This window comes from Flavobacterium pygoscelis (assembly GCF_023162025.1).
GTDB lineage: Bacteria > Bacteroidota > Bacteroidia > Flavobacteriales > Flavobacteriaceae > Flavobacterium > Flavobacterium pygoscelis.
On sequence record NZ_JALNUB010000008.1, the window covers coordinates 1 to 22,947 of the forward strand.

At 31.4% G+C, this 22,947-nt stretch carries 23 protein-coding genes and 1 rRNA gene; 12 read left to right on the forward strand and 12 right to left on the reverse strand.

Annotation, left to right across the window (positions count from 1 at the left end):
* Positions 1 to 5: 5 nt before the first annotated feature.
* Positions 6 to 115 (forward strand): 5S ribosomal RNA (gene rrf / locus MW871_RS12750).
* Positions 116 to 505: 390 nt separating this feature from the next.
* On the opposite strand, the gene MW871_RS12755 is transcribed toward rrf, so the two are convergent.
* Positions 506 to 1,006 carry a DUF456 domain-containing protein gene (locus MW871_RS12755; protein WP_248428920.1) on the reverse strand — a complete coding sequence of 167 codons (501 nt, stop codon included), beginning with the start codon at positions 1,004 to 1,006 and terminating at the stop codon, positions 506 to 508.
* A 204-nt stretch (positions 1,007 to 1,210) separates the two neighbouring features.
* Between MW871_RS12755 and MW871_RS12760 the strand changes: the two genes are divergently transcribed.
* Positions 1,211 to 1,687: a hypothetical protein gene (locus MW871_RS12760; protein WP_188051451.1), complete on the forward strand. Its 477-nt coding sequence runs from the start codon at positions 1,211 to 1,213 to the stop codon at positions 1,685 to 1,687.
* Between the two features lie 116 nt (positions 1,688 to 1,803).
* Here MW871_RS12760 and MW871_RS12765 read toward each other — a convergent pair whose 3' ends face one another.
* Positions 1,804 to 2,901, reverse strand: a complete 1,098-nt coding sequence (locus MW871_RS12765; protein ID WP_248428921.1) for a glycosyltransferase family 2 protein — start codon at positions 2,899 to 2,901, stop codon at positions 1,804 to 1,806.
* Positions 2,898 to 3,842, reverse strand: coding sequence for a lysylphosphatidylglycerol synthase transmembrane domain-containing protein (locus MW871_RS12770; protein ID WP_248428999.1), 945 nt, complete (start codon positions 3,840 to 3,842; stop codon positions 2,898 to 2,900). The genes MW871_RS12765 and MW871_RS12770 overlap by 4 nt, the downstream gene beginning before the upstream one ends.
* 153 nt (positions 3,843 to 3,995) lie before the next feature.
* On the opposite strand from MW871_RS12770, the gene ruvC reads away from it, so the two are divergent.
* The 8 genes from ruvC to MW871_RS12810 all read left to right on the forward strand — a co-directional run bounded on the left by ruvC (position 3,996) and on the right by MW871_RS12810 (position 11,118).
* Complete coding sequence (gene ruvC, locus MW871_RS12775) at positions 3,996 to 4,550, forward strand: crossover junction endodeoxyribonuclease RuvC (RefSeq protein WP_188051448.1); 555 nt, start codon at positions 3,996 to 3,998, stop codon at positions 4,548 to 4,550.
* A 64-nt stretch (positions 4,551 to 4,614) separates the two neighbouring features.
* Positions 4,615 to 5,748, forward strand: coding sequence for a radical SAM family heme chaperone HemW (gene hemW / locus MW871_RS12780; protein ID WP_248428922.1), 1,134 nt, complete (start codon positions 4,615 to 4,617; stop codon positions 5,746 to 5,748).
* 98 nt (positions 5,749 to 5,846) lie between these two features.
* On the forward strand, positions 5,847 to 6,608 hold the full coding sequence (locus tag MW871_RS12785; protein WP_248428923.1) for a cyclase family protein: 762 nt from the start codon (positions 5,847 to 5,849) through the stop codon (positions 6,606 to 6,608).
* A 13-nt stretch (positions 6,609 to 6,621) separates the two neighbouring features.
* The gene (locus MW871_RS12790) at positions 6,622 to 7,128 is read left to right on the forward strand and encodes a GNAT family N-acetyltransferase (protein WP_210646727.1); all 507 of its coding nucleotides are present in this window, start codon (positions 6,622 to 6,624) and stop codon (positions 7,126 to 7,128) included.
* 15 nt (positions 7,129 to 7,143) lie between these two features.
* Positions 7,144 to 7,545 (forward strand): GNAT family N-acetyltransferase, encoded by a 402-nt coding sequence (locus MW871_RS12795; RefSeq protein WP_248428924.1) that lies wholly within the window; start codon positions 7,144 to 7,146, stop codon positions 7,543 to 7,545.
* Positions 7,542 to 7,907 carry an MmcQ/YjbR family DNA-binding protein gene (locus tag MW871_RS12800; RefSeq protein ID WP_210646725.1) on the forward strand — a complete coding sequence of 122 codons (366 nt, stop codon included), beginning with the start codon at positions 7,542 to 7,544 and terminating at the stop codon, positions 7,905 to 7,907. The genes MW871_RS12795 and MW871_RS12800 overlap by 4 nt, the downstream gene beginning before the upstream one ends.
* Positions 7,908 to 7,978: 71 nt before the next feature.
* Positions 7,979 to 8,689: a PH domain-containing protein gene (locus tag MW871_RS12805; protein ID WP_188051442.1), complete on the forward strand. Its 711-nt coding sequence runs from the start codon at positions 7,979 to 7,981 to the stop codon at positions 8,687 to 8,689.
* Between the two features lie 128 nt (positions 8,690 to 8,817).
* A complete protein-coding gene (locus MW871_RS12810; RefSeq protein WP_248428925.1) occupies positions 8,818 to 11,118 on the forward strand; it encodes an aminotransferase class III-fold pyridoxal phosphate-dependent enzyme in 2,301 nt (766 codons plus the stop codon).
* Positions 11,119 to 11,177: 59 nt separating this feature from the next.
* Here MW871_RS12810 and MW871_RS12815 read toward each other — a convergent pair whose 3' ends face one another.
* The 3 genes from MW871_RS12815 to MW871_RS12825 all read right to left on the reverse strand — a co-directional run bounded on the left by MW871_RS12815 (position 11,178) and on the right by MW871_RS12825 (position 14,573).
* Positions 11,178 to 12,278, reverse strand: a complete 1,101-nt coding sequence (locus MW871_RS12815; protein WP_188051440.1) for a DUF4407 domain-containing protein — start codon at positions 12,276 to 12,278, stop codon at positions 11,178 to 11,180.
* Between the two features lie 226 nt (positions 12,279 to 12,504).
* Positions 12,505 to 14,106 carry a phosphoenolpyruvate carboxykinase (ATP) gene (gene pckA, locus MW871_RS12820; protein WP_188051439.1) on the reverse strand — a complete coding sequence of 534 codons (1,602 nt, stop codon included), beginning with the start codon at positions 14,104 to 14,106 and terminating at the stop codon, positions 12,505 to 12,507.
* Between the two features lie 80 nt (positions 14,107 to 14,186).
* Positions 14,187 to 14,573, reverse strand: a complete 387-nt coding sequence (locus tag MW871_RS12825) for a DUF423 domain-containing protein (protein WP_188051438.1) — start codon at positions 14,571 to 14,573, stop codon at positions 14,187 to 14,189.
* A 189-nt stretch (positions 14,574 to 14,762) separates the two neighbouring features.
* On the opposite strand from MW871_RS12825, the gene MW871_RS12830 reads away from it, so the two are divergent.
* On the forward strand, positions 14,763 to 16,133 hold the full coding sequence (locus MW871_RS12830; protein WP_248428926.1) for a saccharopine dehydrogenase family protein: 1,371 nt from the start codon (positions 14,763 to 14,765) through the stop codon (positions 16,131 to 16,133).
* Between the two features lie 58 nt (positions 16,134 to 16,191).
* Here MW871_RS12830 and MW871_RS12835 read toward each other — a convergent pair whose 3' ends face one another.
* The 5 genes from MW871_RS12835 to MW871_RS12855 all read right to left on the reverse strand — a co-directional run bounded on the left by MW871_RS12835 (position 16,192) and on the right by MW871_RS12855 (position 20,299).
* Positions 16,192 to 17,700 carry a M56 family metallopeptidase gene (locus tag MW871_RS12835; RefSeq protein WP_248428927.1) on the reverse strand — a complete coding sequence of 503 codons (1,509 nt, stop codon included), beginning with the start codon at positions 17,698 to 17,700 and terminating at the stop codon, positions 16,192 to 16,194.
* Positions 17,697 to 18,071, reverse strand: coding sequence for a BlaI/MecI/CopY family transcriptional regulator (locus tag MW871_RS12840; RefSeq protein ID WP_188051434.1), 375 nt, complete (start codon positions 18,069 to 18,071; stop codon positions 17,697 to 17,699). The genes MW871_RS12835 and MW871_RS12840 overlap by 4 nt, the downstream gene beginning before the upstream one ends.
* A gap of 64 nt (positions 18,072 to 18,135) precedes the next feature.
* Complete coding sequence (locus MW871_RS12845; protein WP_248428928.1) at positions 18,136 to 19,494, reverse strand: M56 family metallopeptidase; 1,359 nt, start codon at positions 19,492 to 19,494, stop codon at positions 18,136 to 18,138.
* Positions 19,491 to 19,865, reverse strand: coding sequence for a BlaI/MecI/CopY family transcriptional regulator (locus MW871_RS12850; RefSeq protein ID WP_188051434.1), 375 nt, complete (start codon positions 19,863 to 19,865; stop codon positions 19,491 to 19,493). Before MW871_RS12850 ends, MW871_RS12845 begins: the two co-directional genes overlap by 4 nt.
* A gap of 5 nt (positions 19,866 to 19,870) precedes the next feature.
* Positions 19,871 to 20,299, reverse strand: coding sequence for a hypothetical protein (locus MW871_RS12855; protein ID WP_248428929.1), 429 nt, complete (start codon positions 20,297 to 20,299; stop codon positions 19,871 to 19,873).
* A gap of 331 nt (positions 20,300 to 20,630) precedes the next feature.
* Here MW871_RS12855 and MW871_RS12860 point away from each other — a divergent pair, with 331 nt between their 5' ends.
* A complete protein-coding gene (locus MW871_RS12860; RefSeq protein ID WP_248428930.1) occupies positions 20,631 to 21,191 on the forward strand; it encodes a hypothetical protein in 561 nt (186 codons plus the stop codon).
* 299 nt (positions 21,192 to 21,490) lie between these two features.
* Here MW871_RS12860 and MW871_RS12865 read toward each other — a convergent pair whose 3' ends face one another.
* A complete protein-coding gene (locus MW871_RS12865; RefSeq protein ID WP_248428931.1) occupies positions 21,491 to 22,879 on the reverse strand; it encodes a dipeptidase in 1,389 nt (462 codons plus the stop codon).
* Positions 22,880 to 22,947 lie beyond the last annotated feature (68 nt).

The following is a 22,947-nucleotide window of genomic DNA, read 5'->3' on the forward strand; positions in this document are numbered from 1 at the left end:
GACCTTAAGGTGGTTATTGCGGCGGGGCTCACCTCTTCCCATCCCGAACAGAGTAGTTAAGCCCGCCTGCGCAGATGGTACTGCAGTTATGTGGGAGAGTATGTCGTCGCCTTTCTTTAAAAACCCTTCATCTATCGATGAAGGGTTTTTTGTTTTATATCAAATCCCCATTTTAATCTTCTATTTGTAATTAAAATATTGAGCCTGTTTTAATTATTATTAAAAAAGAATTGGATCATTATCAATAGTTGCGTTTAGAAAAAATCACGTAAAATATAGGTACATTGCAAATGGTAAATTATTTTATCAGAGATAGTGTATCAAAAAAATGAAAATGGAGATGATTATTGGCAAAATTTTAAATTAAGAGCTAAACTCAATATTGATACATTATAATTTAAGGAAGGAGGAATACTAATGTATAACGTAAAATATTGATTCTATCTATAAAAAAAGCAAATAATGCTCTCATTAACAAAATAAGGACAGTTTGTATTTTAATTCATTAAAATAATTGAGTTTTATACTGCCATATCATCCAAATGTAGAGACCGAAATATATAACACAAATTATAAAAGCCATAAAACTTGAGGCAAGTAAGCCTAAAAATGATCCTATCGCAGCTTTTAAAGCTCTATTATGATCCTTATAATTGTAAATAAGCTCACCTATTAAAGCTCCTAGAAAAGGTCCAATTAAGAATCCAAAAGGGATTGGTGCAAAAATTCCAATCACTAAACCAATATTAGTTCCCCAAATGCCATAGCTACTGCCCCCAAATAGTTTTGTTCCTTTAGCAGGTATTATATAATCCAATATTGAAATTGTAATAGTCACTATCAATGTAATTCCAAGAAGCCAATAATTTATTGTTACCGCAGAGGTTAAGTTTAGAATTAGTAATCCAATCCAACTAATGCTTGGACCTGGTAATATTGGAAGAAAACTTCCAAATAAACCTATTATCATGAATATAAAGCTAATAATAAGAAGAGCAAAATCCATACTTTTTTATTAAGATACTAAATAATTTTAAAGTTCAATTCTTTTTTCAAAAGTTTTATGAAATCTAAATTTTTTCAGAAGTAATTATAAAAGTGTTTAAAAAAATTCTAGATGGTGCAATAACAACACTGTTTTTTTTATAAATATTCTAAAAAAAATATTTGTATTTTTATACCAATTAAGTTCAACAGAAAAATATAAACTTTGAAACAGTATTCTCTTTTTTTAGTATTTATACTTTTTACTTCTTGTAATTTTTTCGAAAAGCAAGTGCCATCGGAAAAAGAGTTGTTGCAAAAAGAATTAAAAGCAATCAACTGGAATGAAGTTGACGAATATCCTTCATTAGAAGATTGTGACAAAATTGAAAATAAAGTGCAACGCCAACACTGCTTTTTTGAAATTTTAACAAAATTGATTCAAGAAAAATTAAATACGGATACACTTTCAATTTTGGATCCAAAACTTGATACTATTGAAGTGAAAGTTACTGTTTATGCTAATTCAGCATTACAATTCGAACCGCAATTTCCAAAAGATTCTGTAGCGTATAATCGTATAAAAATCGATAGTATTTTAAATGAACGTTTGGTGGATTTTCCAAAAATAAATCCTGCGATTAAACGTGGAATTCCTGTTAAAACTCAATTTATTCTTCCAGTAATATTAAAAGTCGAATAATTTAAAAGCGCAATTGTATACAATATTCTCAAATATGATCTCAGATTTGTTTTAAGTTTCTGTAAATGATTAAATTTTATTTTAGCAATTTGGTTTTTTTCTTTAAATACAGTCATTTAAAACCGTCTTCCTTTCCATTCATACTTGCCTAATAAAGAATAGAAAGCTACACTAACAGTAAAAAAAGGATATAACAAGCTGCTCGCTATTAAATAACGTATTCTTTTTTGATTCAAATAGCTATTTGACTTGTGAAGCAAAATGGTATCCACGATGAATTTAGATAGTAACAAAAAAATAAATTCTTTAAAGTAAATAATTCCTATAACTGAAAACAGCCAACCAAGAACTAAAATTAAATTTCCTGCCAAAACAATTAATCCTAATAGTATACCGAAATGACTGTTATATGAGCTCGTTTTAGAAGCCCATCGCACTCTTTGATAAAATAAATTTTTCCAATCATCTATTGGTTTAGTGATTACGATTGTATTTTTAGATTTTAAGTAATGAACTTTTTCTGGAAAATTAGCAATTGCTTTTTGTAGTAGGAAAACATCGTCTCCACTAGCAATTTTATCATTGCCTTCAAAACCATTTAATTTTTTAAAGAGTGATTTCATGTAAGCAAAATTAGCTCCGTTACACATAAAACCTTTATTTATACCAAAACTCCCAATAGTTGCTCCTTGTAAACTTGTTAAGTCTAATTGTTGAAAATGATGTAAAAATGAATTTTCACACGCATAACTTACTGCACTAGCAATCATTGAAACATCGTGAAGCTGAATGTAATTATCAAAAGTTGCAAGCCATTCTTTATTAACCATACAATCTGCATCAGTGGTAACAACCCAATCTGAAACTACATATTGCATTGCAGTTGTAATAGCATCTTTTTTGGGCGAATTGCTAAGGCGCCGGTTCTGAATTATCTTGACAGCATAATTTAAAGTAGGGAGAATAAATTCTTGTTTGGATTCGTCATCTACTAAAATAACTTCAAACAGCTCATTAGGATAATTTAGATTTGAAAAACTCTCTAACAAAACAGGCAAATTCTCGGATTCATTCCGAAAGGGAACAATAATTGTAAATTTTGTTTTGGGCTGTAAACTGCTATAATTTACAGTCTTTATTTTGTTGTAACCGTAAATCAAATAAAAGATTGCTATACAATATAGTAGTATAATAAAATAAAAAACCACAATCATATAGGTTTTTTAGTTTTAAAGTTAAGAACATAATAACTGCCAATTAATACCGGTAGAACGACATTTAAAAACCACATCAATGTAGAAATAAATATTACGATCCATTCATTTACTCCCAAAATTCCGAAGAAATAAACTGCTACACTACCTTTAACGGCGAAATCTAAAAATTGAAAAGTGGGTAATGAAGAAGCTAAAAAATAAACACTAGTAATGGCCGACATTAAGGTTAAATAAGGTAAGTCTACATCAAAAGCTAAGAACAAAAAATAATATTGATGCGAAAAAACGATGTAACGGCAAACTGCTAAAAAAATATTTTTCCGATGAATTGATTTTGGAATTTCATTAATCTTGTGAATCAATTTCTCGATTGAATATCCTTTAACCGTTATCCCTTTTATTGAAAATAATACGATAAAAGTGAAAATTAAAATTCCAAAAAGAAGTAGTACTGTTCTTGTTGTAATCACATTATAATTGGCATTAAAATACAATAAACCAAAAATCCCAAATATAACTGTTAATACCATTTGGATTCCATTACAAATCAAATTTAAAAACACAATCTGTTTCGTTTCGGATTTATCGTAGAACAGTGCTTTTCCCGCATATTCTCCCACACCATTTGGTGTAAATAATCCAGCGGTTAATGCAGCAAGTACTTGTTTAGTAGCTTCTAATTTAGAAATTTTACATAAAGTTGAAACTAGATTTTGCCATTTTAAAATTTCGAATAAACGATTTAAAATACTCAATAATAAAATAAAGCCAATTCCAATAATCGACTGATTTTTATTAAACAAAACTATAAACTTATTCCAGTCTAATTTGTCATTATTGGCTAATTGGTTGTAAATAAAATAAAACGCACCACCTACAATCAAAAGTTTGACTATAAGAACAAGGAATTGTTTAGTTTTGTGTGGAATTGAAATCATGGCTGCAAAGTAAAGCAAAAATCTACTGCGATAGCTATTTACAAGCATTTAGATACAATTTTATATCTGCTCATTGATTTTAAATTATAGACTTACTTTTAATAAAAAAATAGTGTCTTAAAGTCCTACGGCAATAAGAACTTCAAAAATAAAATGGCACACGAACGCATCATATTAGGAATTGATCCCGGAACTACAATCATGGGTTTTGGATTGATAAAAATTGTCAATAAAAAGATGGAATTTATGCAGCTCAATGAACTTCAATTGAATAAAATGGATGACCATTACATGAAATTGAAACGTATTTTTGAGCGCACTATTGAATTAATCGATACGCATCATCCAGATGAAATTGCTATCGAAGCTCCGTTTTTTGGAAAAAATGTGCAATCTATGCTAAAATTAGGTCGTGCACAAGGCGTAGCTATGGCAGCTGGTTTGTCAAGAGATATTCCTATTACTGAATATGAACCCAAGAAAATAAAAATGGCCATTACTGGAAATGGAAATGCTAGTAAAGAGCAAGTTGCTAAAATGCTTCAACAGCTTTTAGGACTCAAAGAATTACCTAAAAACCTCGATTCAACAGATGGTTTAGCAGCAGCAGTTTGTCATTTTTTTAATTCAGGAAAAGTGATTGGAACCAAAAGCTACACGGGTTGGGATGCTTTTGTGAAACAGAATGAAGAACGAGTAAAAAAATAATGTATCAATTATATAATACAACAACTAAATAATTCTCTTTTTTTCCAAATTATCTCTTTTAAAAATGTCAGGAATATACATCCACATACCATTTTGCAGGCAAGCGTGTCATTATTGCGACTTTCACTTTTCGACTTCAATGAAGAAGAAAGAAGAGATGGTTTTGGCTTTAGCTAAAGAAATTAAACTCCGTAAAAAGGAGTGCTTTGATGAGAGTATTAAAACTATTTATTTTGGCGGAGGAACTCCTAGCGTCTTAACTTCGAGAGAAATTAATTTTTTGATTGATGCCGTTTATGAAAATTATAAGGTTATAGGTGATCCTGAAATTACTTTAGAAGCTAATCCTGATGATTTATCTGAAGATCGTATATTGGAATTATCTAAAAGTAAAATCAATAGATTGAGTATCGGAATTCAGTCTTTTTATGAAGAAGACTTAAAGATGATGAATCGTGCTCACAATTCGGTGGAGGCCACAAAATGTCTTCACTTGGCCACGAAATATTTTGATAATATTTCAATCGATTTAATTTATGGTATTCCTGGAATGAGTAATGAGAAATGGAAAGATAATATTGATAAGGCTTTGTCTTTTGGAATTCCGCATATTTCTACTTATGCTTTGACAGTAGAACCCAAAACGGCATTAAATAAACTGATTCAAACAGGGAAAATTGCTGCGCCAAATGATGAAGTCGCTCAAGAACATTTTGCTATTTTGGTCGAAATCTTAGAATCCAAAGGTTTTATACACTACGAATTATCAAATTTTGCAAAAGAAAATTATTTTTCCAAAAACAATTCGGCTTATTGGTTAGGAAAAAAATATATTGGTATTGGACCCTCAGCGCACAGTTATAATGGTGTTTCTAGAAGTTGGAATGTAGCTAATAATCCTATTTATCTCAAATCTATTCAGGAAGATAAATTACCAAATGAGACAGAAATATTATCTGTTACCGATCGTTATAATGAATATATTATGACTGGTTTACGAACGGTTTGGGGTGTTTCGTTAGATAGAATCAAAACCGAATTTGGTGTTCCATATTTCAATTATCTCAACAAACAAAGTCACAAATTCCTAGAGGATGATTTACTTTTTATTGAAAATGATATTTTAAAGCCAACTAAAAAAGGAAAATTTTTGACGGACGGAATTGCGTCAGACTTATTTTACTTAAATTTGGAATAGTATAATTTAGCCATAAAGGCACTAAGAAACGAAGAAAAAGTGAGTTTTTAACTTGTAACTTTGAGTCTTTAATCCGTAATCGTATAAAATGATAATTTGTGATAGTAACTCTTGAACATAAAAATAAAACACTAAAAGTCGATTTATCAAAACCAATTGATATTTCGATTCCACTGACTAATACTGACGAAAATCCAATTGCTTGGTATATTGAAAAACCAGAAATAGAACCAGTTGTTTTTGGTGAATGGATTGGAAGCGTGAAAAAAGGAGCTTCAACAAATTTTAATACTATTTTTTTCAATCCACATGGTCACGGAACGCACACCGAATGTCTGGGTCATATTACAAAAGAATTTTACAGTATAAACAAAGCATTAAAACAATTCTTTTTTTTGGCTGAGCTTGTAACTGTAGATCCAGAATTGTTAGGAGAAGATAGAATAATTTCTAAAAGTCAGATCGAAAAAGCGTTAAATGGCAAAATTCCTGAAGCGATTATTATTAGATCATTGCCGAATGAAATTTTAAAAAAATCCAAGAAATATTCTAATACAAATCCGCCATATCTTAGTGAGGAAGCGGCTTGTTATATTTGCGAAAACGGCATTCAGCATTTATTAATCGATTTGCCAAGTGTTGATAAAGAAAAAGACGAGGGTAAATTATTGGCGCATAAAGCATTTTGGAACGTAAAAGACACTCAAAATCTGAATTCAGATGCGCGAATGGAAGCCACAATTACCGAAATGATTTATGTAACAGATGCAATTCAAGACGGGAGTTATTTGCTAAATCTACAAATTGTTTCTTTTGAGAATGATGCTAGTCCGAGTAAACCCATTTTGTATAAAATATAATAATTATAGAAAAATGAAAATTTTAAATAGCAAAACTGAAGATATTGATGCAGTTTTCAAAATATATGATGCAGCAACAGCACATCAAAAAAAGGTAGCTAAAAAAAGTTGGAGAGGTTTTGAAAGAAGTTTAATAGAGCAGGAAATTGCCGAAAAACGTCATTTTGTAATCAAGGAAAATGAAGCAGTGGCTTGCACTTTTGTATTAACTTTTAACGATGCTATAATTTGGAAAGAAGCCAATTTGCAACCTTCTGTTTACCTTCATAGAATAGCCACAAATCCGGACTTTAGAGGTAGAAATTATGTTAAAAAAATTGTTGATTGGGCGGTAAATTATGCCAAAGAAAACCAAAAATTATTTGTTAGATTGGACACGCACAGCGGTAATGAACGCATCAACGAATATTATACAAATTGCGGATTTACCTATAAAGGCATCAGTGAAATTGAATGGACAGCCGATTTGCCAGAACATTATAAAGAGGGCTCTTTTAGTTTATTTGAAATTGAAATTTAATAAAAAAACAATAAAATGATTACAGTTTCTGCGGATAAAAACAAACTAGACGTTCCATTTATTCAAAAATTTTTAAAAAATGTTTATTGGGCGGCTGGACGAACTATGCAAGAAGTTCAAACTACAATTGATCATTCGTTTTGTTTTGGAATTTATCTTGATGAACAGCAAATTGGATTTGCAAGAGTAATTACAGATTATGTTGTTTTTGCTTATTTAATGGATGTTTTTATTACAGAGGAGCATCGTGGCAAAGGGTATTCGTCTATTTTGATCGAAAACATGATGAATGAACCTAAACTTAAAAATATTAAAATTTGGAGATTGGCTACTAGTGACGCCCATTTTTTATATCGTAAATTTGGTTTTCATGAATTAGCAAATCCAGAAAAATTAATGGAAAAAATCATCAAATGAATCTAGAAAGTTTTTATGAATATTGCCTTTCTAAAAAAGGAGTTACAGAACATTTTCCATTTGATCAAGATACATTAGTCTTTAAAGTAGGTGGAAAAATATTTGCTCTTTCTTCTTTGTCAAAGTGGGAAGAAGGCAAGCCAGCAATCAATTTAAAATGCGATCCAGATCGGGCTACAGAATTGCGAATAGAATACGATGACATTAAACCTGGATTTCACATGAGCAAATTGCACTGGAATACCGTAAATATAAATAAAACAGTTTCAGACGTATTGGTTACTCAATTAATGGATCATTCCTATGAATTGGTTTTCAAAAGTTTAACAAAGAAATTGCAAAATGAAATTTTAGATTTATAAAATTAGGTATTACTTTTGTTAGGTAATGAAACATAAATAATAAACAACAACTGAAATAATTCAGCATAAATATGAAGGAACAATTTAAAAAATTTTTAAACGAAGAGCAAGATCCAAAGGCAGTTGAAAAAATAGCTTCAAAGTTGAGTGATTTACTAATGAAGAATGAGGAAATTGGATACATCGCGGTTCAAAAAAAGCCTGCAATAACAGTTTTACCTGATGGTATTGTTATGACAAATAAAAGAATTATTATTTGTCAGCCAAAAAATCTAGGACTTTCTATGGATTTTACAGATTATACTTGGGATCAAATTGAAGGTACTTTTGTAAAAGAAAATATTCTAGGTTCGGAGTTCTCCTTTTCTACCAAAACAGATATGACAGTTTCTATTGATTATATTCCGAAAATTCAAGCGAGAAAGATTTTTACTTACGCTAAAGAACAATTGGATATTCTGAAAAATGGAGCTGTTTCTACTGCTACAGTTATAGAACAAGTTCTGGTAGAGGAAATTCAAGAAGAAGAAATTGTTGAAGAAATGGAAACTGAAGAAGTTACTAATTTTGCAGAAATCATGCCTGTAACTCCTCCCGTTTTTAATATGGAAAAAGAAGAGTTTAGTACACAATTAGAAACTTCAAAAGAGAACGGATTGAGTGGTTTATCTCAAGACGAACTTTTTGAAAAATTACAGAATTATAAAAAGCTCTTAGATAACGGATTAATCATGCAAGGTGAGTATGATAATTTTAAGAAGGAAATTTTAAGTCATATGTAATCAAAAATAAATTAAATTGCAGTCTTTCGAGACTGCTTTTTTTTTATCCTTGAATTAATAGAAACAACTATACAAGTAAATTTTTTGCTAGTTCTGGATTGTAATTATCTAAATAAACTTAATACATTATGAAATTTACCGAGTCATTTATTATTTCACTTATTCAGGAACATTACAATTTAGAGGTGAGTTGCAAAATACTCAATGGATACGACGAACTTAATTTTCTATTAACAGATTCATCTGATAAAAAATATATTTTTAAAATCGCTACCGAAGAACATAATCCTTACTTTTTAGAAGCGCAGGTAAAAATGATAAAACTTCTTTCAAATAGTGTTTTATCAGAAAAATTTCAACATTATATTCCAACGATAAACAATCAAGATATTGGTCAAATCATTCTAGAAGAAACCCAATTTTATTTTCGAATGCTAAGTTATTTAGAAGGTGATTTTTGGATAAATCAAAAACAAAAGACTTCAAGTTTGTCCAAGAATTTAGGATTGTTTTTAGGCGAAATGGATTTTGTTTTAAAAGATTTTAAACATCCGGCCGCCAACCGTTATTACGAATGGGATATCAAAAATGCATTAGAAGCAAGAAAGAATCTACATTGTATAAAATCACATCAAAACAGGCGTTTAGTAGCCTATTTTTTGTTGCAATTTGAAACGGAAGTAACTCCAAATTTTGCGGACTTAAGAATTGCTCTTATCCATAACGATGCTAACGATTATAACATTTTGGTTGATGGAGATCGTATTATTGGTTTGATAGATTTTGGCGATATGGTACATACTTCACTAGTCAATAATTTAGCAATTGCTTGCACTTATGCGATGTTAAATAGCGAAAAACCGCTGGAAGTTGCAACTCAAATCGTAAGAGGGTATCATGAAAAAATGGCTTTAACACCGCTGGAAGTTTCTTTGTTGTATTATCTGATTGCTGGGAGATTGTGTATAAGTTTGTGTCAGTCAGCGTTTAATCATTCGATGGATAGTACAAACGAACATCACTTTATAACAGAAAAACCGGCTTTGAAATTGTTAGATCAACTTATCCGAATCAATCCTTTGAAAGCACACAATGAGTTTAGACTTGCTTGTGGATTTTCATCGATTATAAATACAAGTGATAATCATGAGACGATTCTAAAAGAAAGAAAGCAATACATTGGTAATAATTTAAGTATTAGTTACAACAAAAAAGTAAAAATTGATAAAGGAGCATTACAATATTTATATGATGATCAAGGTAACACTTTTCTGGATTGCGTGAATAATGTGAGTCATTTAGGACATTGTCATCCTACGGTGGTAAAAGCAATGCAAAAACAAGTTGCTACATTGAATACTAATACACGTTACCTGAATGATAATATTGTTGAATACGCAAAGAGGCTCACTGCAACTTTACCTAAAGAATTAACGGTGTGTTATTTTACTAATTCTGGTAGTGAAGCCAATGATTTGGCTATTAGAATGAGTCGCCATTTTACCAAACAAAAAGATGTAATTGTTCTAGATCACGCCTATCATGGAACTTCTACGACAGCTATCGAAATGAGTCCATACAAATTTGATGGCAAAGGCGGTTTTGGTAAAATGACATACATTCACAAAGCGCAAAATCCCGATATGTATCGAGGAGAATTCAAATATGGAGATAAAAATGCTGGTGAAAAATATGCTAAAGATATGGACCGCATTATAGAATCATTAGAAATAGAATCTAAAAAACCCGCTGCTTTTATCTGTGAAACGTTATTGGGAGTAGGTGGTCAAATTGCGTTACCTCCCAATTATTTAAAAGAGGTTTATGCCAAAGTAAGAAAGGCTGGAGGAGTTTGCATTGCCGATGAAGTTCAAGTTGGTTTTGGTCGTGTAGGAACAAAATTTTGGGGTTTTGAATTGCAAGATGTCATACCTGATATCGTTGTTTTGGGTAAACCAATTGGTAACGGACATCCTTTGGCGGCTGTAATAACTACGCAAGAAATTGCCGATGCTTTTAATAACGGTATGGAATATTTCAACACATTTGGAGGAAATCCAGTTTCTATGGCGACAGGATTAGCCGTTTTGAAGGTAATTGAAGAAGAAGAATTACAGAAAAACGCCTTAGAAGTTGGTAATTATTTATTAGAGCGTTTGGAGGCATTAAAACCTAAACATAATATCATTGGTGATGTTCGTGGCAACGGATTATTTGTAGGGGTCGAATTGGTAAAAGATAGAGTAACTTTACAACCTGCTGTTCCTGAAATTGATCAAATCGTAGAAATGATGAAAGAGCGGGGTTTCTTTATCAGTACAGATGGGCCTTTGTATAACGTGTTAAAAATAAAACCACCCATCATTTTTAGTAGAGAAAATGCCGCTGATTTTGTAGATAATCTAGATGCTGTATTGGCAAGTTTTTAAATGAATTATAATTTATGATAAAAAAAGGCAGCCTAAAAATTAGACTGCCTTTTTGCTTTTTATAAAGTTCTCTTTTGTTTTTCTACAAAATTATGCGCTTGCAATTCTAGTAATTCAGTCGCTTTTTTGCGCTGCAAATCGTAGAGGTTTTTATCTTCGGCAATATCTTGGTACACTTTATCATGCATTGCAGCACTTGTTTTTACCAATAAATCCCGTTGGTATTTGTCTTGTTCTAGAGTTGCTTTTAAACCTGTTTCAAGATCTTCTAGTTTAAAATCGTATTCCCCTTTTGGCGAAAGTAATTTAGCGATAATAGGTGAAGTTTCAATGGCTAAAAACAATAACATGATAAAAAATGAAGGCAGCCAAGGTAATTTGTCTAACGCATTTATTCTTGCCATTAAGCCATCAAAACCATCAATTATAGGTTGTGTTTCCGTTATTTTTTTATCCAAGTCGGCTTGCAGTAGTTTTGACTTACTTTCTTTTTCAGCAATTTTTGCCAAGTTGATTTTTCGAATCGTGTCTAATTGTGCAGCAGCTAAATTATGTTTGGCTATTTTCTCTTTAAAAACAGGACCTTTTCCTAATTTTTTAGTTCCTGCTGTTCCTTCTGCTTCGGTTATATAAGTTTCGTATAACGTGTTTACTTCCTTTTCTTTCTTGGTGATATCCGATTTTAGACTATCTATTTCAGTTTTGTTTTTGTCTAAGTCACTCTTAAAATAATTGGCTACTTCTTTTTTATTAGACAAAGCCATTGCATTTTTTTCTTTTAACAAAACAGTATTAATTTCTTTTTCGAATATTTTAATTTCCAAAGGCTTAGAAATTACGATGGCAATGATAACGGCCAGAATAATTCTAGGAGTGGCTTGCAAAAATTCACTTCCAAATTTATCTCTTTTACGAATAGTTGAAACTATAAAACGATCTAGATTAAATATGAGTAAACTCCAAACAAGTCCAAAAAGCAGGGCGGGATAAACGTTATCAAAAACGGTGAATAAAGCGTAGGTACTTGCAATAAAAGCCATAACAGCTGTAAAAAATACCGTTGCGCCAATTCCAACATATTTGGTTTGTTCGCCTTCAGAGCATCCTTCTAGAATGTCCTTGTCGGCTCCAGAGCAAAGAATAAAAAAATTTTTTAACATGATTGATTGTTTTTTGATTGATTGTTTTGCCATTTTATTTATTTGGCTTTCTTAAGATTGCAAATTTAACGCCAAAAAATAAAAATAAGTGTAAATAGTTGATATGTTTTTGATTAGCTAATTACTTAAGCCAAAAAAAGCCATTCTTACGAATGGCTTTTTCTTATTTCTGAATTAATAGTATTGCGATTATAATTGTGCGATAATAATAAATTTATGATTTCAATTATGCTAATGGAGCTCCGGCCATAATTTCAGCATTGGCGAATTCTTCAAATTTAGCGAAGTTAGTTCTAAACATTTGACCTAATTCGTTCGATTTTGTATCGTATAATTTTTCGTCTTCCCATGTGTTTCTTGGATTTAAAATTTCCGCAGGAACATTAGGGCAAGATTGTGGAATTGCAATTCCAAATACTCTGTGATTTACATATTCAACATTGTCTAATTCTCCATTCAAAGCAGCAGTAATCATAGCACGAGTGTATTTCAACTTCATTCTGTTACCTACTCCGTAAGGTCCACCAGTCCATCCAGTATTGATTAACCAAACTTTTACATCAGCATCTTGAATTTTTTTACTCAACATTTCAGCATATTTTGTAGGATGCAAAGGCATAAAAGGCGCGCCAAAACAAGCAGAGAAGTTAGGTTGAGGCTCTGTAATTCCAGCTTCTGTTCCAGCTACTTTAGCAGTATATCCAGAAATAAAATGGTAAGCAGCTTGACCTGGAGTTAATTTAGATATTGGAGGTAAAATTCCGTAGGCATCTGCAGTAAGGAAAAAGATGTTTTTAGGATTTTTTCCAATAGATCCCGGCTGAATATTATCAATATGATAAATAGGATAACTAACACGTGTGTTTTGAGTTATTGAAACATCATCAAAATCGACTTCATTAGTTTCTTTGTTGATCACTACATTTTCTAAAATAGCTCCTTTTTTAATAGCTCTAAAAATGTCTGGTTCGTTTTCTTCAGAAAGGTTGATGACTTTTGCATAACAACCACCTTCAAAATTAAAAACGGTATTTTCATTGGTCCAACCATGTTCGTCGTCTCCAATTAGTTTTCTTTGCGGATCTGCAGAAAGAGTAGTTTTTCCTGTTCCTGATAACCCAAAGAATATTGCTGTATCTCCTTTTTCACCTACATTGGCACTGCAATGCATTGGTAAAGTATTTTTGTCAACAGGAAGGATAAAATTTAAAGCAGAAAAAATTCCTTTTTTCATTTCACCTGTATATCCTGTTCCTCCAATAAGAGCTATTTTTTTTGTAAAATCTAAGATAGCAAAGTTACTTTGACGAGTTCCATCAACTGCTGGATCTGCCATAAAACTTGGTACACATAATAAAGTCCAGTCGGCAGCGAAATTTTCAAGCTCTTTTGCTTCTGGTCTTAAAAACATATTAAAGCAAAATAAATTTGCCCAAGGTGTTTCTGTAACTACACGAACATTAAGCCTGTAATTTGGATCTGCGCATACATAAGAATCTCTTACGTAAACCTCTTTATTAGACAAGTAAGATGTTACTTTTTTGTATAAAGCATCAAATGCTTTTGGTTCGAATGGGATGTTCACTTTTCCCCACCAAACTTTATTTTCGGTAATGCTGTCTTTTACAATAAATCTATCCTGAGGAGAGCGTCCAGTATATTCGCCTGTGTTAATTGCTAAAGCGCCATTTGCAGTTTCAATTCCTTGATGTAACGCAATTGTTTTATCGTGTAATTCGTTGGCTGATAATTGGTAATGAATCTTTGCGTTTTCAATTCCCAAGTCTTCTAGCGAAATCGATTGCGTAAACGGTGTGTTATTATTCATAAAATTATATGTTGTGTAGTTTAATTTATCGATTGCAAAAATAGAAATTATATTTAAGATTTGTTTTGATTATCTTAGTTTTATGATTTTTTGTTAAGATAATTCAATAATAATGCTCCCCATGCGAGTATTAATAACAGACCACCTATCGGTGTTACAAAACCTATAATCTTAAAATCAAATGAGGTAAGGTCGTTTGTAGCTAATAAATAGATAGATCCAGAAAATAATAGTACACCAATTGTTGTTAAGTAATAGATCGTTTTTTTAGTTTTTTGTGGCAAATCAGTTAAAATGCCAATAAATAGTAGAAATAGAGCATGATACGTTTGATACCTAACTCCAGTTTCAAAGGTAGAAAGTTGTTCTAAAGACAATATTTTTTTTAAAGCGTGTGCGCCAAAAGCTCCTAGAATTATAGCAATCATTCCGAAAATCGCTGCTGTAGAAATTATTTTCTTATCCATCTTGTTTTTTAATTTATTACAAATTTATCTCTTATTCTATTGAAACTAAAACAAATTAGCACAAACTTATCTTTACGTTTTTTTAATTATTAGTTGTTATACATTTAGAAATAATAGTTATGAAGTTTTAATGTTGTTTTTTGTTATAAATACAACATTTTTGTATGTTTGTGTTATAAATATAAAAAAATGAGAACAATACTTATCATTGGGGCAGGAAGATCAGCTTCGTCTTTGATTCAATACTTATTGAATAAATCTGAAAAAGAGAACTTGCATCTTATTATTGGCGATATGTCATTGGCTTTGGCTCAGAAAAAAACCAATAACCATCCTAATGCTACAGCTATTGCTCTAAATATTTTTGATGAAAATCAAAGACAAGAGGCGGTTCAAAATGCTGATATTGTAGTTTCGATGTTACCCGCTCATTTGCATATTGATGTGGCGAGAGATTGTATTATTTATAAAAAAAACTTAGTTACGGCCTCTTATATTAGCGATGCAATGCAGGACTTAGACGATGCTGCCAAAGAGCATAATTTAATTTTCATGAATGAAATTGGTCTTGATCCAGGAATTGATCATATGAGTGCCATGAAAGTAATTAATGAAATTAAGGATAAAGGTGGAAAAATGATTCTTTTTGAATCTTTTTGTGGCGGATTAGTTGCGCCAGAATCAGATAATAATTTATGGAATTATAAATTTACATGGGCACCTCGCAATGTAGTTCTTGCTGGTCAAGGGGGTGCGGCCAAATTTATTCAAGAAGGAACTTATAAATATATTCCGTATTGTAATTTGTTTCGTAGAACTGAATTTTTAGATGTAGAAGGTTATGGTCGTTTTGAAGGATACTCAAATAGAGATTCCTTAAAATACCGATCAGTTTATGGTTTAGATGATGTACTTACTTTATATAGAGGTACGATTCGAAAAGTAGGATTTTCTAAAGCTTGGAATATGTTTGTACAACTAGGTATGACAGATGATAGTTACATTATGGAAGATTCTGAAAACATGAGTTATAGAGAATATGTAAATTCTTTTTTGCCGTATCATCCAACAGATTCTGTCGAGATCAAGATGCGTTTGATTCTAAAAATTGATCAAGATGATATTATGTGGGATAAACTTCTAGAATTAGACTTGTTCAATAGTAATAAAATTGTGGGCTTGAAAAACGCAACACCAGCTCAAATATTAGAAAAAATATTAAATGATAGCTGGACTTTGCAGCCTGAAGATAAGGACATGATTGTGATGTACCACAAATTTGGATTTGAATTGGAAGGTGAAAAACAACAGATTGATTCTAAAATGGTTTGCATTGGTGAAGACCAAACTTATACTGCTATGGCAAAAACGGTTGGTTTACCAGTTGCTATGGCTACTTTACTCATACTTAACGGTAAAATTACAACTCCAGGTGTTCAACTTCCTATCAGGAAAGAGGTTTATTTGCCTATTTTGAAAGAATTAGAAGAATATGGCGTCATCTTTAAGGAACAAGTTATGTCCTATTTAGGATATAATCCAGATAAAAAATTTAATTAGTTTTTAGTTTTTTTAGTTTGATAAATCCGCTTCCTTAGAAGCGGATTTTTTATGATTTTTATTCAGCAGATCTAATTGTTATTGGTAAGTTGTATTGTACTCGAACGGGCTTCTCTTTTTTAGTAGCAGGAATCCATTTTGGTGAAAGTTTCAAGACTCGAATAGCTTCATTTGCCAGTCCATAACCCAAGTCTTTTTCAGCTATAATCTCGGACAAAGAACCGTCTTTTTCAACCATAAATTGCATTATAATTTTTCCACTTACTTTGTTTTTTTCGGCTTCTGAAGTTAGTTTAAAATTATTCCCTACAAACTTATAAAATTCGGTCATCCCTCCCGGAAAATTTGGTGATTTAACACTAATAGTATCAAAACTAATATTGAAACCGCTTACTATTTTTGAAGGGGGCATGTTTTCTTGAGAAACTTTATTTTTATCACTCATTTTAGGTACGTCGGAGGACATGTCGATATAAATAGTTTCCGACTTGTTTTTTTGAACTTGCTTCTTTTTTTTATCAGTAGATCTGATTGCTGGCGGAGGAGGTGGCGGAATACTGTTCTTCTCTTTATCGGTAAGTTCATTGTATTTCTTTTGTGCTATTATTTTTTTGTTTGCATCGCGAAATATAAATACAGTGTTTTTCCAAACTTCATCAGAACTTTTACTTTGCTTTGTAGATTCGTTGGTCTTCTTGACCATTTTATCTTGTGCTACAACTTTAGTACATAAAGAAAATACTAATGCAGTTAATACGGGAATCATAACTCCTTTTTTTAATAGAGCTCTTGTTACTGATGTGGTTTTTGTCATCATAATTAATCGTTTTTTAGTTACTGAATAATTTAAATTACTGGCCAAGTAATAGGTTGGGTTCGCGTTTGCCTTTGCAATCAATAAGTTTTGGTAAAACGGAACATTGTTATAAGATTCTACCACTTTTTCATCTGCGAGGAATTCGTGGTTAAGTTGTATTGCTTTTTTATAAAAAATTAAAATAGGGTTGAACCAAAATAAAACTTTCAAGGTTTCTATAAACAGAATGTCCAAAGTGTGTTTTTGTGTAACATGAATTAGTTCGTGCGTAAATAATTCGGGTTCAATTTTTCTACTATTATATTCCGTTTCATTGATGAAAATGTTATTTAAGAAAGTGTACGGAAGCGTTTGCTCTTTTACCAAAACCAATTTTGAATTCTGGTATGCAATACTTTCAATCGATTTTGCTTTCTTGTGTAATTTTAATATATTTCTGACGAAGCGAATGAGCAGAATTGAAGTGATTATACCATACAAAGTGTACATGGAATAAAGCCAATAATTTACGGAATCATCTATAATTGCTATAGTTTCTCCTTCTATTTTGATGTTGCTTTGAGTTCTAATAGGAGTGGTGATTTCTTGAATCACTTCAATAGTTATAAAAGGTACTATGATTGAAAAAACTATGGCGAATAATAAGTAAAACCTATTAAAATGATGCATCTTTTCGTTTTCTAATAGCAAATGGTACACGATTAATAATACAAGTAATGATGCAGTCGATTTGAATATAAAGTCTATCATTTTTTCTTATTTTGAATGGCACGATCTACTATTTTTTTGAGTTCTTCTAATTCTTTCTCTGACAAATTCGTTTCTGTAGTAAAGAAAGAAGCAAATTGTGATGCGGAGTCGTTAAAGAAGTTCTTTATTAATCCGTTTACTTGTTTAGAGAAATAAGCGGTTTTTTCTACTAATGGATAATACTCACGAGAATTTCCATACTCTTTAAAAGCCACAAAATTTTTGTCGATCATTCTTTTTAATAACGTTGCTACTGTTGTGGTTTTTGGCTTAGGCTCAGGATAAGCTTCAAGTAAGTCTTTCATAAAAGCTTTGTCGAGCTTCCAGAGATGTTCCATTAATTGTTCTTCGGCGTTGGTGAGTTGCTGCATTTTTTTTATTTTTTAATTATCTTTTCAGAAATAAGATCCCCTTTATCGTATTTTTTTATGGCTATTAACTTTCCTTTATTATTATAGAATCCTCCTTTGATATGAAAATAGTTATTCTTGGTCCGCTAAATTTTTTATGAGCATTTTTTAAATTTTTATTAAAATAGTCTAGTGTGTACAAACTGAATTGAAAAGGTTGAGGGAATCGTTTAGTTCTGGCATTTTTATAAACGGAGCTTCCAGAAAAATATACAAAATCGCTAGCTTTGTAATCATTTAATTTGCTGTTGGGATAACTTTTACTATCAATCCAAATGGCAAATTTCGAACTGTTTTTAAATGTTTCATATTCCTTTTTGGTGGGTGATTTTTTCTCATATGCTTTAGGTACATAATCTAAATAACGGTTTTTTTCTTCTATACTTAATTCTTCATACATTTTATCGGTTACAACATTTTTCTTTGAATCCTTAATAATAACTCTAACCCCAGCGTAATAAGCATCCCTATCGGTTAATTTATTTGGTGTTTTTGCGATGACTCCTTTTGTAAGAGTTGTGTTTTTCTGAGCTACAGCTTGGACGCATATAAAGAAGGTTAGGGCTGTAAAAACGGGAATCAATGTAATTTTTTTTAAAAGTAAAATAGTTTTTGATGTGGTTTTTGTCATCATAATTAATCGTTTTTTAGTTACTGAATAATTTAAATTACTGGCCAAGTAATAGGTTGGGTTCTCGTTTGCCTTTGCAATCAATAAGTTTTGGTAAAACGGAACATTGTTATAAGATTCTACCACTTTTTCATCTGCGAGAAATTCGTGGTTAAGTTGTATTGCTTTTTTATAAAAAATTAAAATAGGGTTGAACCAAAATAAAACTTTCAAGGTTTCTATAAACAGAATGTCCAAAGTGTGTTTTTGTGTAACATGAATTAGTTCGTGCGTAAATAATTCGGGTTCAATTTTTCTACTATTATATTCCGTTTCATTGATGAAAATGTTATTTAAGAAAGTATAAGGAAGCGTTTGCTCTTTTACCAAAACCAATTTTGAATTCTGGTATGCAATACTTTCAATCGATTTTGCTTTCTTGTGTAATTTTAATATATTTCTACCGAAGCGAATGAGCAGAATTGAAGTTATTATACCGTACAAAGTGTACATGGAATAAAACCAATAATTTACGGAATCATCTATAATTGCTATGGTTTCTCCTTCTATTTCGATGTTGCTTTGAGTTCTAATAGGAGTGGTGATTTCTTGAATCACTTCGATAGTTATAAAAGGTACTATGAATGAAAAAACTATGGCGAATAATAAGTAAAACCTATTAAAATGATGCATCTTTTCGTTTTCTAATAGCAAATGGTACACGATTAATAACACAAGTAATGATGCGGTCGATTTAAATATAAAGTCTATCATTTTTTCTTATTTTGAATGGCACGATCTACTATTTTTTTGAGTTCTTCCAATTCTTTCTCTGACAAATTCGTTTCTGTAGTAAAGAAAGAAGCAAATTGTGATGCGGAGTCGTTAAAGAAGTTCTTTATTAATCCGTTTACTTGTTTAGAGAAATAAGCGGTTTTTTCTACTAATGGATAATACTCACGAGAATTTCCATACTCTTTAAAAGCCACAAAATTTTTGTCGATCATTCTTTTTAATAACGTTGCTACTGTTGTGGTTTTTGGCTTAGGCTCAGGATAAGCTTCAAGTAAGTCTTTCATAAAAGCTTTGTCGAGCTTCCAGAGATGTTCCATTAATTGTTCTTCGGCGTTGGTGAGTTGCTGCATTTTTTTTATTTTTTAATTATCTTTTCAGAAATAAGATCCCCTTTATCGTATTTTTTTATGGCTATTAACTTTCCTTTATTATTATAGAATTTCCAATTCCCATTATAATACCAATGCATGTATTTTGACGAATTATCTAAGACTGAAATCCCTTTTGATTGGATTTTTCCATTTTCGTAATAAATTCGCGTATAACAATTGTTGTTTTTGTATTTTTCTCTTTTAATTAATTTATTGTTTAACAAATAACTCCATTTTTTTACTGGATCATCATTTTTATAGTATCCAGTAGATTTATAGTTAGCGCTATCTTGTTTGTAATTTTCTATCCAAAGACCTTCTCTTTTTTTGTTTACTTTTTGGTTGGTTGTTGGACTTTTACAGCTACAGATAATTAACAATAAAAAAATAAAAAGGGAACTATTTTTTTTCATACCAAATATAATTGCTCTACAAAAGAAGTTATTGCTCTACAAATGTAGAGTAATTTTTTAATTGACCAATTTTTTTTGCTTTTTATTTTGATTTTTATTTTGATTTTGAGCGTTTTATAGGCTAAAATACTTTTGTTTCTAAAACGATTTGCACATTTGTAATAAGAATGATGTGGATGTATCTTTATTTGGATTCGAATTTCAGAGCTTGAGTTTGTGATCTAAAAGATTTTACTTTGAATAAAATGTTTAGATTTTTTTAAGCAAAATAAACACTAAACGGGTTTTATTTGTGCTAAATTTGTGTAAATAATTAATCAAAACAACTACTATGAAAACTAAATTATTATTGCTTGTATTTGCTTTTTTTAGCTTTCTAACAGGTTTTTCTCAGGAGGTAAAGCCAGTTACTAAAGATTCTGTAAGTGCAATTCCTATAGCTATTTCTAAAAATAAAAGTACGGATCAAACAGCAATTAATGAAAGAAAGAGTGCTGAAAAAGAGTTGAAAGCAGCTGAAAAACAAAAAAAAGAAGCTCAAAGAGAATCAGATAAGGCAGAAAAAAGTCGTAAAAAAGCAGAGAAATCTAAATTAAAGGAAGAAAAAGCACAAAAAAAGCGAGATAGAGAGGCAAAGAAAGAAGCAAAAGCAGAGAAAAAAATTGCCAAAGCTGAAAAAGCAGTTCAAAAAACAAACAAAAAGTTGGATAGCGCTAAGAAAGATTTGGACAAAATGAAAGCAAAATTAGATAAGTCTACCGCTAGAGGGAAACTTACAGATGTTGAAATTCAGAAACAAAATGTAAAAATCAGTAAGAAACAGCTTGATATTAGTGAGCTAGAAGCAGATCTTATTAAAGCACAACAAAATTTAGATAAAATTAAAAGATAATTTCAGAATCCTCAATTTCGGTTGGGGATTTTTTTTGTGTTTAAATAAATTGCCGTTTTAAATTTGAAAATGTTCTTTTGGCCAAAGTATGTGCGTTAGGGATTGAAGTGTAAATCCTTTTTTTGCTGAGGGACGAAGCCAAAAAAGATTGCAACGCAAAGCCCGACCTTGTTGCTAGGTTGAATGTGAATTTGATGATAGTTTTGCTGCAACAAGGAAACGCCCAATAAAAAATCCGTCTATTCAGAGGTGAATAAACGGATTTTTAGTCTGAAATAAGTTCAGAATGCCAATTTGTTTTATTTAGATAGTTCTACAAAATACTTGTAAAACAAAGGAATAGTTTCAATTCCTTTTAGGTAATTAAATATTCCGAAATGTTCGTTTGGTGAGTGAATGGCATCGCTATCCAAACCAAATCCCATTAATATAGTTTTGCTTTTTAATTCTTTTTCAAACAAGGCAACGATAGGAATACTTCCACCAGAACGTACCGGAATGGCTGGAACTCCAAAGGTTTCTGTGTACGCCATATTTGCTGCTTTATAGCCAATGCTGTCGATTGGTGTTACGTAACCTTGGCCACCATGATGTGGTTTCACTTTTACAGTAACGCCAGCAGGAGCAAGACTCATGAAGTGTTTGGTAAACAATTCAGTGATGTTTTCCCATTCTTGATTAGGAACCAAACGCATAGAAATTTTAGCAAACGCTTGACTTGCAATTACCGTTTTAGCACCTTCACCAGTATATCCTCCCCAGATTCCGTTTACGTCAAGAGTAGGACGAATCGAATTTCTTTCGTTGGTTACATAACCGCTTTCTCCATATACATCTTTTAAGTCTAGAGCTTTTTTATAATTATCTAAGTTAAAAGGAGCTTTTGCCATTTCAGCTCTTTCTTCAAGAGAAAGTTCTTCAACATTATCATAGAAACCTGGGATGGTAATATGGTTGTTTTCATCATGAAGTGAAGCAATCATTTTTGCCAAAATATTGATTGGGTTTGCTACAGCTCCACCATATAGACCTGAATGTAAGTCACGGTTTGGACCTGTAACTTCAACTTCTACGTAACTTAATCCGCGAAGACCTGTTGTGATAGACGGTTGTTGATTGGAGATCATTCCTGTATCTGAAATCAAGATTACATCGTTCTTTAATTTCTCTACATTATTCTCAACAAAAGTTTTAAGGTTTACACTTCCTACTTCTTCTTCGCCCTCGATCATAAATTTGACGTTACAAGGCAAAGTGTTGCTTTGAATCATGTATTCGAAAGCCTTTACGTGCATGTACATTTGACCTTTATCATCACAAGCACCACGAGCAAAAATAGCTCCTTCAGGATGAATGTCTGTTTTTTTGATAACTGGTTCAAAAGGCGGTGAGGTCCAAAGTTCGATTGGATCCGCTGGCTGAACGTCATAATGACCATATACAAGTACAGTTGGTAAGTTTGGATCGATTATTTTTTCACCATATACAATCGGGTAACCTGCAGTTTCGCAAATTTCTACATGATCGCAACCAGCTTTTTCTAAACTTACCTTTACTGCTTCAGCAGTATCAATAACATCCTGACAATAAGCAGTATCTGCGCTTACGGATGGAATTTTTAATAATTCAATTAATTCATTTATAAAGCGATCTTTGTGTTGTTGAACGTACGATTTTATGTTTTCCATGGAATGTTTTTTTTAGTGTTTCAAAAGTACAAAAAAGAGAATGAATATTTTTTTAAAATTTTCTTTGT

What these genes read in the sequence shown, in the direction of transcription:
- MW871_RS12855 (WP_248428929.1), bottom strand. Translation starts at nt 20,299, where the DNA reads ATGAAAAAAAATAGTTCCCTTTTTATTTTTTTATTGTTAATTATCTGT.
- MW871_RS12845 (WP_248428928.1), bottom strand. Translation starts at nt 19,494, where the DNA reads ATGATAGACTTTATATTTAAATCGACCGCATCATTACTTGTGTTATTA.
- MW871_RS12805 (WP_188051442.1), top strand. Translation starts at nt 7,979, where the DNA reads ATGAAGGAACAATTTAAAAAATTTTTAAACGAAGAGCAAGATCCAAAG.
- MW871_RS12765 (WP_248428921.1), bottom strand. Translation starts at nt 2,901, where the DNA reads ATGATTGTGGTTTTTTATTTTATTATACTACTATATTGTATAGCAATC.
- MW871_RS12835 (WP_248428927.1), bottom strand. Translation starts at nt 17,700, where the DNA reads ATGATAGACTTTATATTCAAATCGACTGCATCATTACTTGTATTATTA.
- MW871_RS12795 (WP_248428924.1), top strand. Translation starts at nt 7,144, where the DNA reads ATGATTACAGTTTCTGCGGATAAAAACAAACTAGACGTTCCATTTATT.
- MW871_RS12770 (WP_248428999.1), bottom strand. Translation starts at nt 3,842, where the DNA reads ATGATTTCAATTCCACACAAAACTAAACAATTCCTTGTTCTTATAGTC.
- MW871_RS12850 (WP_188051434.1), bottom strand. Translation starts at nt 19,865, where the DNA reads ATGCAGCAACTCACCAACGCCGAAGAACAATTAATGGAACATCTCTGG.
- MW871_RS12755 (WP_248428920.1), bottom strand. Translation starts at nt 1,006, where the DNA reads ATGGATTTTGCTCTTCTTATTATTAGCTTTATATTCATGATAATAGGT.
- ruvC (WP_188051448.1), top strand. Translation starts at nt 3,996, where the DNA reads ATGGCACACGAACGCATCATATTAGGAATTGATCCCGGAACTACAATC.
- hemW (WP_248428922.1), top strand. Translation starts at nt 4,615, where the DNA reads ATGTCAGGAATATACATCCACATACCATTTTGCAGGCAAGCGTGTCAT.
- MW871_RS12830 (WP_248428926.1), top strand. Translation starts at nt 14,763, where the DNA reads ATGAGAACAATACTTATCATTGGGGCAGGAAGATCAGCTTCGTCTTTG.
- MW871_RS12815 (WP_188051440.1), bottom strand. Translation starts at nt 12,278, where the DNA reads ATGTTAAAAAATTTTTTTATTCTTTGCTCTGGAGCCGACAAGGACATT.
- MW871_RS12840 (WP_188051434.1), bottom strand. Translation starts at nt 18,071, where the DNA reads ATGCAGCAACTCACCAACGCCGAAGAACAATTAATGGAACATCTCTGG.
- MW871_RS12860 (WP_248428930.1), top strand. Translation starts at nt 20,631, where the DNA reads ATGAAAACTAAATTATTATTGCTTGTATTTGCTTTTTTTAGCTTTCTA.
- MW871_RS12865 (WP_248428931.1), bottom strand. Translation starts at nt 22,879, where the DNA reads ATGGAAAACATAAAATCGTACGTTCAACAACACAAAGATCGCTTTATA.
- MW871_RS12810 (WP_248428925.1), top strand. Translation starts at nt 8,818, where the DNA reads ATGAAATTTACCGAGTCATTTATTATTTCACTTATTCAGGAACATTAC.
- MW871_RS12790 (WP_210646727.1), top strand. Translation starts at nt 6,622, where the DNA reads ATGAAAATTTTAAATAGCAAAACTGAAGATATTGATGCAGTTTTCAAA.
- pckA (WP_188051439.1), bottom strand. Translation starts at nt 14,106, where the DNA reads ATGAATAATAACACACCGTTTACGCAATCGATTTCGCTAGAAGACTTG.
- MW871_RS12825 (WP_188051438.1), bottom strand. Translation starts at nt 14,573, where the DNA reads ATGGATAAGAAAATAATTTCTACAGCAGCGATTTTCGGAATGATTGCT.
- MW871_RS12800 (WP_210646725.1), top strand. Translation starts at nt 7,542, where the DNA reads ATGAATCTAGAAAGTTTTTATGAATATTGCCTTTCTAAAAAAGGAGTT.